The sequence below is a fragment of the Nesterenkonia halophila genome, assembly GCF_009467795.1.
Lineage (GTDB): Bacteria > Actinomycetota > Actinomycetes > Actinomycetales > Micrococcaceae > Nesterenkonia > Nesterenkonia halobia.
On record NZ_WIAX01000001.1, the window covers coordinates 85,852 to 100,642 of the forward strand.

Consider the following 14,791-nt stretch of genomic DNA (forward strand, 5'->3'; position numbering starts at 1 on the left):
CGGCTGACGTAAATTAGGGAGGTAGATAATGAGGAGGGGTACCACCGTGGATAACACCGGGGATCTCGCTCCACGTCAGCGTGAAATCGTCCAGCGTCTCAACGAGCGTGGGTTCGTCTCGACCTCCCAACTCGCAGAGATCTTCGGGGTCTCGGACATGACGATTCGACGGGATGCCAGGACGCTCGAGCGTGTCGGTGCAGCCAGCATCGTGCATGGCGGCCTGATGCTCCCGCACGGCACGATTCATACTGGTGGGTTCGCCGAACGAGCACGTCATAACTTCGCTGCGAAGAAGCGCATTGCAGCCGCATGCCTGGAACTGCTCGACAACCGCCAGCGCGTGGTGATCGATGCCGGAACGACGGCCTTCGAAGTGGCCTATGCCCTCCCGAAGACATTCGAAGGCACGATCATCACGCACTCAGCCCCCGTCTTCCAGCTAGCGCTGCGGCTACCTGCGGCCACGACGATCAGCCTCGGTGGTGAGCTCTTGCAGGACAGCCAGGCGTTCATCGGTGAACTGGCCGAGTCCAACCTCCGGCGACTGCGTGCAGAGGTCGCGATCATCGGAACGGCGGCCATGAATGAGCACGGCATCTACATCGAACGAAACCTCGAGCTGTCGACGAAGTTGGCTCTCATGGACGCCGCGGACCAACGAGTGCTCGTGGTGACGCATGACAAGATGGGGTCGTCAGAGCTCGTGTACCTCTGCGGGCTGGACCGGATTGACATCGTCGTCACGGATGCGGATCCGCCGGAGAAGATGGCCACGGCTCTCCATGACCATGGAGTCCGCACGATCGTTGCTCACTAGCTTCGTCGTGTGGTTCCCGCGGTCCGCCGGGCGGTGATCTCTCCCAGCACCGCGCGCGCCGTCGGCGCCTCCACGCCCGGGGCCAGCCCCAGATAGTGCGGGGCGAGGTGGTCCGGCGTCCCGGGTGCGCCGCCGTCGACGAGGTATCGGCCGCCGGCCCGCCGCAGGATCAGCATCCCGGCGGCCACGTCCCAGGGGCTGGTGTCCGCGCCGAGGACGACGTCGGCCCAGCCCGCCGCGGCGTGGCAGAGCTCCAGGGCCCCGGAGATCAGCCGGCGGACGGCCGAGTACGTGGTCACCAGCGTCCCGAAGGTCTCCAGCGCGGCCGCCCCCGCGGACTCGACGGCCTCGGCCGAGGGGTAGCTCGTGACCAGGTTCAGCGTCTCCTCCGCCCGCGGCCCGCGTCGGGCATCGTCCTCGCCGGTGGCGCCCAGCATGCGCTCGCCGTCGCCGTCCTGCAGCCAGGCGCCGGAGTCGTCGGCGGAGAAGGTCAGCCGGCCGACCGGGTCGTGGACCACCCCGGCGACCACCTCGCCGTCGACGGCCGCGGCGATCGAGAGGGAGAACATCGCGAAGCCGTGGGCGAAGTTCGAGGTGCCGTCGATCGGGTCGATGATCCACTCCACGGCGCCGGAGCCGTGGGATCCGCCCTCCTCGCCGGTGAACTGCGAGTCGGGGACTGCGCCGTGCAGCACCTCGACGAGCCGGCGTTCGGTGGCGGTGTCGTGGTGGGTGACCAGGTCATGGGCGCTGGTCTTGGTGTCCACGTCCATCGCGCGGCGGAAGGCCTCGACCAGCGGAGCGCCGGCGTCGACGGCGGCGTCGACGGCGATCCGACGCAGCTCGGCGGGAGAGGGGGCGACGGGGGAGGGGCGGTCGGCGGAGTCGGCGCGTGACGTCACGAGACCAGCCTACGAGATGCGGGGCGTGGAATCCGGGCGGCCCGTCGAGGCCGTCCCCGTGGCAGGATGGTCCCGTGACTGAGGTGGCACAGGATGCGGCGGCGGCAGGCCGCCACTACGCGGACGCCGCGCGCAACCGGGCGATGAAGGCCGAGGACCGCTGGCATCAGCTCCGGCTGGATCTCGCCCGGCGCCGGCGGCAGAACGTCACCGTGCTCTCCATGGTCGGCTACGGCACCCAGCACTGGGTCCGGGTCTTCTCGCGCGTCGTCATGGCCCCGGACTCGCATTTCGTCAACGGCCGCCGCGTCACCAAGCTGATCGCCGACGGCTTCCGCGGCTGGCGCAACTTCATCTCCGCGCCGGTGCCCTTCGCCGAGGTCACCATCACCGCCGGCGGGCGGACCTTCGACGTCGTCGCCGACCGCGGCGGGATCGTCGACACGGTCATCGCCGTCGACCTCGAGCCCGGCTGGCGACGGGTCACCCTGCAGGCCGACGGCGCGCAGCCGGCCGCCGCGGACGTTCGCATCATCGCCGACGCCGCGCGCACCGGGGTGGTCTGCGACGTCGACGACACGGTGGTGGTCACCCGCCTGCCGCGCCCGCTGCTGGCCGCCTGGAACTCCTTCGTCCTCGACGAGCACGCCCGCACCCCGACGCCGGGCATCGCAGTGATGATGGAGCGGCTGATGGGCCGCTTCCCGCAGGCGCCGGTGCTCTACCTCTCCACCGGCGCGTGGAACGTCGCCCAGGCGCTGACCCGGTTCCTGACCCGCAACCTGTATCCGCGCGGACCGCTGCTGCTGACCGACTGGGGCCCCACCGACGAGCGCTGGTTCCGCTCCGGGGCCGAGCACAAGGTCGCCGAGCTCGAACGCCTGGCGGTGGACTTCCCGGAGATGTCCTGGCTGCTGATCGGCGACGACGGCCAGCACGACCCGTCCATCTACGCCGACTTCGCCCGTCGCCACCCGCAGAACGTCCGCGCGGTGATCATCCGGCAGCTGACCTACTCCGAGGCGATGCTGGCCGGCGGCCGCGCCAGCGACCCGGACGCCGAATCGCTGCTGGGCGGCGTCGACGAGCGCGAGGACGCAGCGCGAGGGCCCGGCGGCTCCGGCGACGACGCCGGGCGGCCGGGCGAGCTCGCCGGCGTCCAGCGGGTCGGCGGCCGCCGCATCCCGTGGATCTACGGGCCCGACGGCAAGGACATCGTCGCCAAGCTGGAGCGCCACGGGCTGCTCGGCTAGCTCCGGCTCCGCAGCTGCCGGCGGCGCTCAGCGGCGGGGCAGGAACTGGTCGCCGAAGGACTCCCAGTCGCCGAAGTCGGCGAACAGCCCGGTCAGCCGGCTCTGCTGGTGGAGGAACGACTTCGCATGCAGCCGCTGCAGCTTCTCGTTGGCGTCGACGGCTCGGGCATAGTGGCCGATCAGCTGGTTGCAGACCGCCTCCCAGGTGCGCTCGACCACCGTCTCGTGGGCCGCGGCGCCGAAGCGGGCCCGAGCGGCGGCGTCGCCGACCAGGTGCTCGACCGCCGAGCGCATCCCGTCCAAGTCTCCGGGGCGGTACAGCCATCCGGTGCGGCCGCCGTCGACCAGGTCCAGCGGACCGCCGCGTCCGACGGCGACCACCGGCACGGCCGCGGCCATGGCCTCCTGGATGGTCTGGCAGAAGGTCTCCGAGGCGCCCGGGTGGACGAAGACGTCCAGGCTGGCCACATGGCGGCCGAGGTCGTCGCCGCTCTGGAAGCCGGCGAAGTGCGCGTTCGGCAGTCGCCGGCGCAGCTCCTCCTCCTGCGGACCGGAGCCGATGATCACCAGCCGCGCCCCGTCCAGCGCGTCGATCGCCTCCAGATCCTCGATCTGCTTCTCCGCGGCGAGGCGGCCGACGAAGCCGACCAGCCGCTCGCCGTGCGGGGCGATCTCGGCCCGCAGGGACTCGTCGCGGCGGGCCGGGGAGAAGCGCTCGCCGTCGACGCCGCGGCGCCAGGTCTTCAGCCGGCGGATCCCGCGGTCGCGCAGCTGAGCCTTGCAGAACGAGGAGGGCACCAGCGTCAGCGTCGAGGCCCGGTGCATGCGGTCGACGTGCTGCCAGAGCAGATCCTCGGCCCAGGGCAGCCGATAGCGCGACGCGTAGGTGGGCACTTCGGTCTGGTAGACCGAGACGGTCGGCAGGCCGAGGTCGCGGGCGGCCTGGATCGCGCGCCAGCCGAGCACGAAGGGCGAGGCGACGTGGACGACGTCGGGCCCGATCCGGTCCAGCAGCTGGCGGATCCGCAGCACGAAGCCCGCCGCCACGCGCACAGTGGGGTAGTCGGGGAAGGGCAACGAGGGTACCCGGACCACCGGGAAGCCCTCGACCTGCTCCTCGCTGCGCTCGACCGCGTCGGAGGTCGGCGGCACCAGCATCGAGCTGCCCGGGGCGATGACCACCGCGTCATCGCCCCGGCGGCGCAGGTGGGCGAGCACATGAAGCACGGAATTCGTCACGCCGTTCATGTGCGGGAGGAATGATTCAGCGACCACGACGACCTTCACGACCCCCAGCATGGCGCGGGCATGTCACCGGCGGCGGACCTCCGCGTGAGAGTTCGGTGAACCTCGGCCGAACAGTGCGAAGCTCGGCGCCCTCCGCGTAGAGTCGTCCAGTGTGTCGGCGTCGGGGATCACCGCGACGACGCACATGACGCGCGTCACATGGGACGCGCGACGGATCACCAGCACAGGAGGCGGAGCATTGGACATCGCACTGACGGCCGGCATCGTGGGGTTCGTCCTGCTGGCGGCCACAGTGCAGCGGATCGCCGGGATGGGCTTCGGGATGATCATGGCTCCGTTCATGGTCGTCCTGCTCGGCGCCCATGAAGGTGTGATGCTGGTGAACTTCATCAGCATCCTCGCCCCCGTCCTGGTGCTCCCGCGCGTCTGGCGTTCCATCCGCTGGGACAAGGTCCTCTGGATCAGCGTGCCCGCCGTGCTGGTCATGGCTCCCTCGGCCTGGGTCTCGGTGAAATCCCCGGCCGGCCCGCTCTACGTCCTCGTCGCCGCGCTGGTGCTGCTCGGGCTGGCCAGCTCGGTGGTGCTCAGCCGCGTGGCCACCCGCGTCGACGGCGAGGGGCGCACCGCCCAGGCCGTCACCGGCGTCGGCTCCGGCGTCGGCACCGTCCTCGGCGGAGTGGGCGGTCCGGCGGTGACCATCTATGCAGTGCTCGCCCGCTGGCAGGTGCGCGAGATGGTCGCCACGCTGCAGCCGGTGTGGATCCTGCTCTCGCTGTGCTCCTTCCTGATCAAGCTCTCGCTGGACGACGGTCAGCTGCCCGACATGCCGCTCTGGGGCTGGATCGGCGCGGCCGTCGCGATCGTCGTCGGCATCCTGGTCGGCGAGCGCATCCAGCGCCGGGTGCACGAGCAGTCGGTGCGCCGCTTCGTGGTGCTGCTGGCCTCGCTGGGCTCGGTCCTCGCGCTGGTCACCGGCGTGCAGCTGATGCTCGCCTGAGGCCGGGCGGGAGGATCGTCGGGCCCGAGCCGGCGCTCCACCATCCTGGGAGTTCGGTGAACGCCGGTCTGTCCGCGCGCAGGCGGAACCGGGGCCTGGCACGATGGAGGACGATGACCCGCACCCACGTGGACCCGACCTCCGCCGGCGACGCCGGCCGGCGCACGCGCACCCTCCGCCTCCCTCCGCCGCCGCTGTGGCTGCTCGGCCTGATCGAGGCTGTCCAGGTCCTGCTCGCCGGCGCCCTGATGGTGGCCGTGCCGGTGCTGGCCATCGGGCTGGCCGGCGGGCTCTCCGCCGTCGACGTCGAATCGCTGGCCACGCTCTCCGCCCGCATCTGGCTGGTGCTCCACGGCACCCCGGTGGTGCTGAGCCTCGAACCCGGCGCGTTCGGCGGCGGCCTGGACGCTCCCGACGGCGGATGGTTCCACCTGCTGCCCATGGGCCTGACCGCAGTGCCCCTGGCGCTGGCCTGGCGGGCCGGAGCGCGGGTGGCCCGCGGCGCGTGGACCCGCCAGCTCTGGCAGGGGATGATCACCCTGGTCGTCGGCTACGCCGCCGGTGGCGCCGGTGTCGCGGTGCTGGCCGACGACGCCGCCTTCGGCGTGCAGCCCGGCCTCGCGGCGGCCTTCGCCGCCCTGGTGATGGGCGTCGGCTCGCTGGCCGGCGGCTACTCCGAGTCACAGTCCTGGACCCGGCTGATCGGCGTCGACCTGGAGTCCCGGGTGGCGGCGTTCTCGCAGAAGCTGCGCTGGGCCGGCTCCTACCTGTGGGCCATGGTGCGCGCCGGCACGCTGGCGGTGGTCGCGGCCGTCGGGCTCTCGGCGCTGCTGCTGGCCGTCCAGATCGCCCGGCACTGGATGGACGTGGCCAATATCTACCAGGAGCTCGATCCCGGGGTTCTGGGCGTCGTCGGGCTGACGCTGGTGCATCTGGGCCTGCTGCCGAACCTGGTGCTGTGGACGCTGTCCTACGTCGCCGGAGCGGGCTTCTCCGTCGGCGCCGGCACCCAGGTGGCCCCGCACGCCGTCGACGTCTCCAGCCTGCCGGCGGTGCCCCTGCTCGGTGCGCTGCCCGCCGGCTCCTCCGTGCCGTCGATGCTCGCCCCGGCGCTGGTGGTCCTCGCCGGGATCGTCGCCGGCTGGTGGCTGATGCGCGAGGGCGAGAACCATCTGGACGACTGGTTCGCGCTGCGGATCGACTGGCGTCCGGCCTCGCTGATGCTGTCCTCGCTGGTGCTGGCGCTGCTGACCGGACTGACCGCCGGACTGATCCTGCTCGGGCCGCTGTGGCTCTCCCGCCTGTCGCTGGGCGTCGGGCGGATGACCGAGATCGGACCGCCGTCGCTGCTCGCCGCCGGGCTGGTGGCCGCCTGGGTCGCGGCCGGCACGCTGCTGGGCTATCTGATCTCGCCGATGCTGCACCGGCTCGCCCCCGACGCGGCGACCGGTCGTCAGCGGGTCCGCCGACGGCGCGAAGCGCGGCGGGAGAAGCACGAGGAGCGCGACCGGCGGAAGATCGAGAAGCAGGTCGCCCGGCGGGAGGCGAAGCGCGCGACGACGCAGGCCCGGCGCGCGAAGAAGCGCCCGGACGGCGGCGGTGACGAGGAGAGCTTCGGCAGCGACGGCGCTCGTTGAGGACTCGCCCCGGCGGTGAGCGCCGGCTCGCCTCGTCGAGTTCGTCGGGCCTCGTCGAACTGGACGAGGAGAACGCAACATGACGGGGCCTTGCGGTGGGCCCGTCCAGCTGGACGGGGCGATCTGGTCCGCCGGGCGGACGCACCGCGGTCGCCGTCGTGCCCCGCCCCACTGGACGGGGTGGAACGGGCTGCGCTGAGGCCGAGGCCAGGAACCGGGCCCTGTCGCACGGCGTCCCGGCGCGGGCCCCTCAGCCCCGGCTCGTTCGTCCTGCTCAGCCCTGCAGTTCAGCCCTGCAGCTCACCCCCCCCCCAGCCGGCGCAGCTCCTCGCGCAGGTTCCGCCGGGCCGCGTCCTCCCAGACCTCGCGCCCGCTCGTCGTGCGGTAGAGCCGGGGCTGGTCCAGCAGTCGGCGCAGCACCGCCGCCCGCCCGCGCCGGAAGGCGTCGTCGGGCACGCGGGAGAAATCGCGACGCACCTGCTCGGCGTAGCGGGCGTAGGCCGTCGGCGCACGGCCGAGCACCTCAAGATCGGCGTCGACGAGCACCGCCCCGGCGACGTCGCCGTCTCCCGGGTCGTGCGACGCGGTCAGCCGCACCAGCCGGGCGACTTCGGCGACCTCGGCGGCGTCCAGCAGCGGCGCCAGGCGTTCCTCGGCCAGGACGGCGGAGGCCTCCTCGTCGTCCCCGGCGACGCCCGCGCCCGCGTAGACGGCGTCGTGGAACCAGGCGGCCAGCCGCACCGTTCGGGCGGCGTCATCCACCGGGCCGGCGAGCTCGCCCGCCCGCTCCAGGCGTGCGACGGCGGCCAGGACTGAGGCCAGGTGGGTGGGGGAGTGGTAGTGCCGATGCGGCTCGGCCCAGCGCTCGAGCAGCTCCTCGCCGAGCTCCGGCGCCGCGGGCAGCAGGCGGTCCCAGGCCAGAGCGAGTCGGCCGCGGACCTTCTCCGGGCGTTCGATGCTGCGCACGCGCAGCCCGCTGTGCGCGAGGATGCGCACCAGCTGCGAGCCGGGGACCGGCACGGCGCCGCCGGCGACGAGCTCGTCGTGCCGATGCGCGGGCACATCGTAGTGGTCGCGGTCGAAGGCACGGGCGCTGATCCCGGCGCGCTCGGCGGCGGCGTGCAGCTCGTCGAGGGAGACGTCCGAGATCAGATGGGAGAACAGCGTCCCGTGGGCGGGCCAGGCAGGAGGGTCGATGTAGATCGTCATGGGGTCATCGATCTCCGGGACGGGCGGGTGCGGGATCAGGGGACGGGGGCGGCCGGACCGGGCGCCGGAGGGGCGGTCAGCTGGTCGGCAGCCTCCGGCCGGCGGCCAGTGCGGCCAGGGTGTCGATCAGCAGACGCCGCTCGAGGCGCTTGATCCGCTCATGCAGGGCCTGCTCGTCGTCGCCGTCGAGGATGTGCATCGGCTCCTGGGCGATGATCGGACCGGTGTCTACGCCGGCGTCGACCAGGTGCACGGTGCAGCCGGTGACGCGCACGCCGTGGGCCAGAGCGTCGCGGACGGCATGGGCGCCGGGGAAGGATGGCAGCAGCGCCGGATGGGTGTTGATGATCGGCGCGTCGACTCCGTCGAGGAACGTCGGGCCCAGGATGCGCATGAACCCGACGGTCACCACCAGGTCCGGGGCATGGGCGACGACGGCGTCGCGCAGCGCGGCGTTCCAGGCCTCGCGGTCGTCGCCGCGGGCCAGCGGGACGGAGAAGGTCATCAGCCCTGCCTTCTCGGCGCGGGCGAGGCCGCCGCAGTCGGGCACGTCGGAGCCGACGGCGGAGATCTCCACGGGCAGCTCGCCGGCGTCGACGGCGTCGATCAGCGACTGCAGATTCGTCCCCGAGCCGGAGACCAGGACCACGATGCGCATGGAGGCCAGCCTACTGGTCCGGCCCCGACCCCCGCGCCTCGACCCACGGTCGGGTCTGGTCAAGGTGAGCCGACGACGGCGCGACGCGTAGGCTGGTGTGCCATGAGCACTGCACCGCCGAACGGCTCCGGGCCGGGGTCCCAGGAGAGTCGTCCCGTCGAGACGGACCCGGAGATCCTGCGTCGTTGGTCACGGTCCACCGGCTGGCTGGTGCTGGCGCTGGTGCTGGCCTACATCGGGCTCCAGGTGCCGCTGCCGTGGCGGCTGATCACGCCGATCGCCGGGCTCGCCGGCGTCGTCGGCGGGATCGTGCTGCTGGTGGCGGCGATCCGGCGTCGCCTGCCGCCGATGATCCGCGTCAGCGCCGTCGTCGGGATCCTCTGCTGCGGGCTGTTCGGGCTCACCGGCGCCGCACAGGCGATCTTCTGGGAGGCGACGGCGACCTACGACGAATGCCGCGCCGAGGCGCTGACCCAGCGGTCCAGCGACCAGTGCGTGAGCGACTACGAGGAGGACATGCTCTCCACGATCCCGGGGATGTCTCCCTGACGACCTCCTGAGGCGCGCCGGGCCGACCGAGCGAGAGTCCGTCGCGACGAGCAGGGGCCGCACCGTGGACCCACGGTGCGGCCCCTGCTCGTCGGCTGCTCCGGCTGTGACCTTCGTGCGCTCAGCGCGGGGCGTCGTCCGAGGGGTCCTGCGGGTCCTGCTCGGACGACGGTGCCCGCCCGGCCGAGTCGGGGTTCTGCGAAGCGGAGTCCGGTGATCCGTGCTGCGGCTGGGCGATCTGCTGGCCGTAGGGCTGTTGGCCGTAGCCCTGGGATGTGTACCCCTGGTGCCCATAGCTCTGCTGGCCGTACCCCGGCTGGCCGTAGGACTGCTGGCCGTACCCCTGCTGCCAGGCCTGCGGCGCGGCGGGCTGCTGCCACGCCTGCTGCGGATAGGCCTGCACGGGGTAGGTCCCGGTCGCCGCGGCAGGTGCCTTCGCGGCCCGGACACGGCGCACGTGCTCGGTGCTCTGCGGCACCCACAGCAGCACCAGCGCGGCGATGCTGGGCGCGACCACCAGCAGCAGGTTCCATGGGGTGAAGACCAGCGAGGTGAGGCTGAGAGCCAGATAGATCGTGGCGAGGATGCGCCCGACCTGCGACCCCATCGTGCTGAAGAAGGCCAGCGCGTAGTACGGGGCGGCGAAGACGACGGCGCCGATGAGGGCGAGCACGCCGAAGGTCATCACCAGGTCGGCGCGATCCTGGTAGCCCATCCCGGTGTAGGGATACCCCATCCCGCCCATGACGGTCGCCGGGTCCGCGGAGAAGAGGTTCATCGCGACGACGACTCCGCCGATCAGCAGCAGCGTGCCGGCCACCAGCTGCAGGATCATGCTGAGCACCAGCGTGATCGGCCGGGAGCCGCGTGCCGGCCCTCGCTGGTCGGACGGCTGCTGGGCGGTCGTCGGCTGTCCCTGAGCCGGAGCCTGCGCCCAGTGCTGCGTGTGATGGGGCGGCTGCGCCTGCTGGTACTGACCCTGCTGGTCCTGACTCTGCTGGTTCCAGCCCGGCTGCGCCCACCCTTGCTGAGCCGATCCCGGCTGCTGCTGGCCCGGCTGCGGCTGGGCTTCTCCGGAGGGGCGGTCGTACCGCTGTCCGTAGGCCGGCTCCCCGGACGCCGACTGCCCATACGCCGGGGGTCCGGACGTCGGCTGCCCGTAGGTCTGCTGGTCGTGCTCGTCCGGAGAGCTGGTCATGGCTCCGGTCCTCCTCGTGCCGGTGGGGACAGTCTCTGATCTCGGCATTCAGCCTATCGCCCGGCGATCCGCGCAGACAGACGCCTTCTGCCAGACTGGTCCCCATGGCATCATCGAGCACCCCCGACCCGAGCGCCGCCTCGCGGCCGGCGTCGGCCACCGTCCACATGGTCCGCCACGGCGAGGTCGAGAACCCCGAGAAGGTCCTCTACGGGCGGCTGCCCGGCTACGGGCTCTCCGAGCTGGGTCGCCGCATGGCCGACGGCGTCGCCGAGCACTTCGGCCGCCGCGCCGACGCCGGGCGGCCGGTGCACCTGCTCGCCGCCTCGCCGCTGCTGCGCGCCCAGCAGACCGCCGCGCCGATTGCCGAGCGGCTGGACCTCGAGATCGTCGGCGAGGACCGCGTGCTGGAGGCGGAGAACGCCTTCGAGGGGCTGTCGAACGTGCGGCGGCATCTGCGCAGTCCGCGGCGCTGGCCGCTGCTGGTCAATCCGCTGCGGCCCTCCTGGGGCGAGCCCTACACCCAGCAGGTCTCCCGCGTGCTCGCCGCGGTGAAGGACCTCTCCGATCAGGCGGTCGCCGAGCACGGCGACGGCGCGGAGGTCGTCGTCGTCTCCCACCAGCTGCCCATCTGGGTCACCCGGCTGTGGGCCGAGGACCGTCGGCTGTGGCACGATCCGCGCAGCCGCGAATGCTCGCTGACCTCGATCACCTCGCTGCACGTCGGCCCCGACGGCGTCGAGGCGGTCAGCTATGAGGAGCCCAATCGCGAGCTGCTCAAGGACGCGACGGCGCTGCCCGGCGCCTGAGACTGACCTCCGAGGCCGACGCCGCGCGGCGGCCGGCGGCCGGCCGGTGAGCGGGCAGTGAGCGGGCGGAGACCAGCTGGTCAGGCCGCACCGAGCTTCCGCTGGTACGGTCCCCGACGGCGTCGGACGACGGCGCGTCGGACCCGGGCCCGGTCACACGGAGTCGCCATGGGCCGTCGGGTCCTACTACGCGCTGTAGAATTGTGCCGGCGGAGCCGTCCCGCGGCCCGCTCGACGTCGGCGACGCCGACCCGCACGACCGTCTGCCGGCGTCCGACGCACGGCAGCCCCGCTCTCCCGAGGACCGCTCCATGACACCTTCCCAGGATTCGCCGAACGAGCCCGCCCCGCCGGGCGGCGTCGAGCGACGGACGGTGGGTCGTCGTGCCGTGCTCGGCGGTGCCGGACTGCTGACCGGGCTGCTCGCGCTGAGCGCCTGCGGGGCGGAGAACGACGACCTCGCCCAGCAGGCCGGCGACGACGGGAAGAATTACGTCGCCGGCGACGGCTCGGTGCAGGAGTTCGCCCCAGCCGACCGCGGCGAGCCGGTCACCTTCGAATCGGAGACCTTCTCCGGCGAGACCACCGGCCCTGCCGACTGGCGCGGCGATGTCGTCGTGCTGAACTTCTGGTACGCCGCCTGCGCCCCCTGCCGCGCCGAGGCCCCGGACCTGGCGGAGCTGCACGGGAAGTACTCCGACCAGGGAGTGCAGTTCTATGGAGTCAACACCCGTGACTCAGAGAGCACCGCGGCGGCCTTCGAGCGCAACTTCGGCATCGAGTACCCCTCCTTCGAGGACCGCGACGGCCAGGTCATGCTCACGATGACCGACTACGTGCCGCCGTCGGCGGTGCCGACCACGCTGGTCCTGGACGTCGAGGGCCGCGTGGCCGCCCGCATCCTCGGCGCCGCCGAGCCGAGCATCCTCGACGAGCTGATCTCCACTGCGCTCGAGGAGCGCGCGGAGGCATGAGCGGCAACCCCTTCGCCGAGATCGTCACCGACGGCTCGCTGCTGCTGTCGCTGCCGGTGGCTCTGCTCGCCGGCCTGGTCTCCTTCCTCTCGCCCTGCGTGCTGCCGCTGGTGCCCGGCTGGCTCGGCTACGTCACCGGCCTCTCCGGAGTGCAGCTGCAGGACCGCCGGCGCGCCCGGCTGGTGCTCGGCGCCGTGCTCTTCGTGCTCGGCTTCTCCGTGATCTTCCTGCTCGTCGGCTTCCTGTTCTCGCAGGCCACGGTGTGGCTGCGGGTCGAGGGCGGCTGGCTGACCCAGGCCCTCGGCGCCGTGGTGGTGCTCATGGGCCTGGTCTTCATGGGAGTCTTCACCCCGCTGCAGCGCGAACGACGCATCGCGCGCCGCCCGCCCGACGGACTGCTCGGCGCCCCGCTGCTGGGCGCGACCTTCGGCCTGGGGTGGGCGCCGTGCATCGGCCCCACTCTGGCGGCGGTGCTGGCGATGTCCACCCCCGTCAGCGGCGACCCCGCCCGCGGGGCGCTGCTCGTCTTCGTCTACTGCCTGGGCCTGGGCATCCCGTTCATCCTCATCAGCATGGGGCTGACCCGCGGCATGCGGGCAGTGGACTTCTTCCGACGGCACCGCGTCGTCGTCGCCCGCGCCGGCGGCGGCATGCTGATCCTCATCGGCGTGCTCATGCTGACCGGCGTGTGGAACCTGTGGGTCTATGCTCTGCAGGACTGGTTCGCCAACGAGGTGAGGTTGCCCATCTGATGACCCAGCCGTCCGCCCACCGTGACAATGCGCGCGAGGACGCGCTGACCGAGGCCGAGTCCACCGCCGACGGCGGCTCCGGCGCGTCCTCCGGTCGGCGCCGCGGCGACGTCGCCGTGCCCGCGCTGGGCCCGGTCGGCATGCTGCGCTGGGCCTGGACCCAGCTGACCAGCATGCGCACCGCGCTGATGCTGCTGCTCCTGCTCGCCGTCGCCGCAGTGCCCGGCTCGCTGTTCCCGCAGCGCGTGCAGGGGCAGGCCGCCGTCGAGCGCTGGCTCGACGACCACCCGACCGCCGGGCCGATCCTGGACTCGCTGCAGGTCTTCGACGTCTACTCCTCCTTCTGGTTCTCGGCGATCTACCTGCTGCTGTTCACCTCGCTGGTGGGCTGCATCATCCCGCGGGCGAAGAAGCACCTGGAGCAGATGAGCTCCCCGCCGCCGCGGACGCCGCGCCGGCTGGAGCGGCTGCCCCAGCACGGCGCCGTGGAGCTCGACGACGACGGCCCGGCCCCCGAGCAGGCGGTCCGGGAGGCGGCGCGGGTCCTCAAGGGGCGGCGCTACCGCGTCGACGTCCGCGAGGCGAGCACCGACGCCCGCGGCCGCGAGGTGCCCGCCTCGGTGGGCGCCGAGAAGGGGTATCTGCGCGAGATCGGCAACCTGCTCTTCCACGTCTCGCTGGTGGGGGTGCTGATCTGCGTGGCCGCCGGGTCGATGTTCAGCTACAGCGGGCAGAAGATCGTCACCGAGGACGAGAGCTTCGTCAATTCGCTGGTCTCCTACGACAACTTCGTGCCGGGCACCGCCTTCGACGAGTCGCAGATGGAGCCGTTCTCGGTCACGCTGGACAGCTTCGAGCGGATCTTCGACCGGGAGAACCCCAGCCACTACGGTCAGCCCCTGGACTTCACCGCCGACGTCACCGTCCGCGAGGAGCCCGGGGCCGAGCCGGAGGAGCACGAGCTGAAGGTCAACCACCCGCTGACCTTCGGCGGCGCGCGGGTCTTCCTGGTCGGCAACGGCTACGCCCCGGAGGTCACCGTCCGTGACGGCGCCGGCGACGTCGCCTACTCCGGGCCGGTGGTCGCCCGGGCGCAGGACTCGGTCTACACCTCGACCGTGGTGATCAAGGCCCCCGACGCCCGGCCGGAGCAGCTGAGCTTCGTCGGACTGCTGCTGCCCACCGCCCAGGAGGGTGACTCCGGCGCGGCGGTCTCCGTGGATCCGGCGCTGCAGAACCCGCAGCTGCAGCTGAACTCCTACGCCGGCGATCTGGGGCTGGACTCCGGCGAGCCGCAGAACGTCTACGTGCTCGACACCGAGGGGCTGACCGAGCTGAACTCCCGGACCTCCGAGTCCGGCGGGCTCTCGCTCGGCGTGGGCGAGACCGCCGAGCTGCCCGATGGACTGGGCTCGATCAGCTTCGACGGAGTGACCAACTACATCGGCATCGACATCCACTACAACCCGGGCAAGACCGGCGTGCTGATCTTCGCGCTGGCCGCGCTGGCCGGGCTGATCCTCTCGCTGTTCCTGCGCCGGCGTCGCGCGTGGGTGACGGCGACGACGAACGAGGCCGGCCGCACGCTGGTGACCTACGGGCTGCTGGCCCGCGGAGAGGACTTCCGCCTGCGCGAGGAGACCATCGCGCTGCGGTCCCGGTTCGAGAAGCAGTGGCCGGTGCGCGCGCCCGAGCAGGCGCACCATGAGACGCCGACCGACGAGCAGGACGGGCCCGGCCGACGCGGCCGCGGCGCGTCCGGACGAGAGAAGTGACGAGGTTCGC

Annotated in this window: 14 protein-coding genes; 9 read left to right on the forward strand and 5 right to left on the reverse strand. The window is 72.3% G+C overall.

Annotated elements, in window-relative coordinates; genetic code table 11:
• The first annotated feature begins 46 nt into the window (after nt 1-46).
• Nucleotides 47-820: a DeoR/GlpR family DNA-binding transcription regulator gene (locus GCL72_RS00420; RefSeq protein WP_170289512.1), complete on the forward strand. Its 774-nt coding sequence runs from the start codon at nt 47-49 to the stop codon at nt 818-820.
• Here the strand turns inward: GCL72_RS00420 and GCL72_RS00425 are convergent.
• The gene (locus GCL72_RS00425; RefSeq protein ID WP_153142734.1) at nt 817-1,722 is read right to left on the reverse strand and encodes an inositol monophosphatase family protein; all 906 of its coding nucleotides are present in this window, start codon (nt 1,720-1,722) and stop codon (nt 817-819) included. The two genes, GCL72_RS00420 and GCL72_RS00425, sit on opposite strands and share 4 nt — an antisense overlap.
• A gap of 74 nt (nt 1,723-1,796) precedes the next feature.
• Here GCL72_RS00425 and GCL72_RS00430 point away from each other — a divergent pair, with 74 nt between their 5' ends.
• Nucleotides 1,797-2,975 (forward strand): App1 family protein phosphatidate phosphatase, encoded by a 1,179-nt coding sequence (locus tag GCL72_RS00430; protein WP_153142735.1) that lies wholly within the window; start codon nt 1,797-1,799, stop codon nt 2,973-2,975.
• Nucleotides 2,976-3,002: 27 nt separating this feature from the next.
• Here GCL72_RS00430 and GCL72_RS00435 read toward each other — a convergent pair whose 3' ends face one another.
• Nucleotides 3,003-4,262, reverse strand: a complete 1,260-nt coding sequence (locus tag GCL72_RS00435; RefSeq protein ID WP_153142858.1) for a glycosyltransferase family 4 protein — start codon at nt 4,260-4,262, stop codon at nt 3,003-3,005.
• A gap of 199 nt (nt 4,263-4,461) precedes the next feature.
• Between GCL72_RS00435 and GCL72_RS00440 the strand changes: the two genes are divergently transcribed.
• Both GCL72_RS00440 and GCL72_RS00445 read left to right on the forward strand, forming a co-directional pair.
• Nucleotides 4,462-5,220 (forward strand): TSUP family transporter, encoded by a 759-nt coding sequence (locus tag GCL72_RS00440; protein WP_153142736.1) that lies wholly within the window; start codon nt 4,462-4,464, stop codon nt 5,218-5,220.
• 113 nt (nt 5,221-5,333) lie between these two features.
• A complete protein-coding gene (locus GCL72_RS00445; protein ID WP_153142737.1) occupies nt 5,334-6,857 on the forward strand; it encodes a cell division protein PerM in 1,524 nt (507 codons plus the stop codon).
• Nucleotides 6,858-7,157: 300 nt separating this feature from the next.
• Here GCL72_RS00445 and GCL72_RS00450 read toward each other — a convergent pair whose 3' ends face one another.
• Entirely contained in the window at nt 7,158-8,066 is a 909-nt protein-coding gene (locus GCL72_RS00450) for a DUF4031 domain-containing protein (RefSeq protein ID WP_153142738.1), read from the reverse strand.
• A gap of 76 nt (nt 8,067-8,142) precedes the next feature.
• Nucleotides 8,143-8,724: a phosphoribosylglycinamide formyltransferase gene (gene purN / locus GCL72_RS00455; RefSeq protein WP_153142739.1), complete on the reverse strand. Its 582-nt coding sequence runs from the start codon at nt 8,722-8,724 to the stop codon at nt 8,143-8,145.
• 102 nt (nt 8,725-8,826) lie between these two features.
• Here purN and GCL72_RS00460 point away from each other — a divergent pair, with 102 nt between their 5' ends.
• Nucleotides 8,827-9,273, forward strand: coding sequence for a hypothetical protein (locus GCL72_RS00460; RefSeq protein WP_153142740.1), 447 nt, complete (start codon nt 8,827-8,829; stop codon nt 9,271-9,273).
• Nucleotides 9,274-9,394: 121 nt separating this feature from the next.
• On the opposite strand, the gene GCL72_RS00465 is transcribed toward GCL72_RS00460, so the two are convergent.
• Nucleotides 9,395-10,471 carry a hypothetical protein gene (locus GCL72_RS00465; protein ID WP_153142741.1) on the reverse strand — a complete coding sequence of 359 codons (1,077 nt, stop codon included), beginning with the start codon at nt 10,469-10,471 and terminating at the stop codon, nt 9,395-9,397.
• A gap of 104 nt (nt 10,472-10,575) precedes the next feature.
• Between GCL72_RS00465 and GCL72_RS00470 the strand changes: the two genes are divergently transcribed.
• The 4 genes from GCL72_RS00470 (at nt 10,576) to resB (ending at nt 14,781) form a co-directional block, all read left to right on the forward strand.
• Nucleotides 10,576-11,280, forward strand: a complete 705-nt coding sequence (locus GCL72_RS00470) for a histidine phosphatase family protein (RefSeq protein WP_153142742.1) — start codon at nt 10,576-10,578, stop codon at nt 11,278-11,280.
• 311 nt (nt 11,281-11,591) lie between these two features.
• On the forward strand, nt 11,592-12,254 hold the full coding sequence (locus tag GCL72_RS00475; RefSeq protein ID WP_425486753.1) for a TlpA family protein disulfide reductase: 663 nt from the start codon (nt 11,592-11,594) through the stop codon (nt 12,252-12,254).
• Entirely contained in the window at nt 12,251-13,006 is a 756-nt protein-coding gene (locus tag GCL72_RS00480) for a cytochrome c biogenesis CcdA family protein (RefSeq protein WP_153142743.1), read from the forward strand. The genes GCL72_RS00475 and GCL72_RS00480 overlap by 4 nt, the downstream gene beginning before the upstream one ends.
• The gene (resB, locus tag GCL72_RS00485) at nt 13,006-14,781 is read left to right on the forward strand and encodes a cytochrome c biogenesis protein ResB (protein ID WP_153142744.1); all 1,776 of its coding nucleotides are present in this window, start codon (nt 13,006-13,008) and stop codon (nt 14,779-14,781) included. Before GCL72_RS00480 ends, resB begins: the two co-directional genes overlap by 1 nt.
• Nucleotides 14,782-14,791: the final 10 nt, after the last annotated feature.

Bases quoted from the DNA above. Each gene is read 5' to 3' on its own strand.
- purN (WP_153142739.1), bottom strand. From the start codon at position 8,724: ATGCGCATCGTGGTCCTGGTCTCCGGCTCGGGGACGAATCTGCAGTCG.
- GCL72_RS00450 (WP_153142738.1), bottom strand. From the start codon at position 8,066: ATGACGATCTACATCGACCCTCCTGCCTGGCCCGCCCACGGGACGCTG.
- GCL72_RS00470 (WP_153142742.1), top strand. From the start codon at position 10,576: ATGGCATCATCGAGCACCCCCGACCCGAGCGCCGCCTCGCGGCCGGCG.
- GCL72_RS00465 (WP_153142741.1), bottom strand. From the start codon at position 10,471: ATGACCAGCTCTCCGGACGAGCACGACCAGCAGACCTACGGGCAGCCG.
- resB (WP_153142744.1), top strand. From the start codon at position 13,006: ATGACCCAGCCGTCCGCCCACCGTGACAATGCGCGCGAGGACGCGCTG.
- GCL72_RS00475 (WP_425486753.1), top strand. From the start codon at position 11,592: ATGACACCTTCCCAGGATTCGCCGAACGAGCCCGCCCCGCCGGGCGGC.
- GCL72_RS00460 (WP_153142740.1), top strand. From the start codon at position 8,827: ATGAGCACTGCACCGCCGAACGGCTCCGGGCCGGGGTCCCAGGAGAGT.
- GCL72_RS00445 (WP_153142737.1), top strand. From the start codon at position 5,334: ATGACCCGCACCCACGTGGACCCGACCTCCGCCGGCGACGCCGGCCGG.
- GCL72_RS00480 (WP_153142743.1), top strand. From the start codon at position 12,251: ATGAGCGGCAACCCCTTCGCCGAGATCGTCACCGACGGCTCGCTGCTG.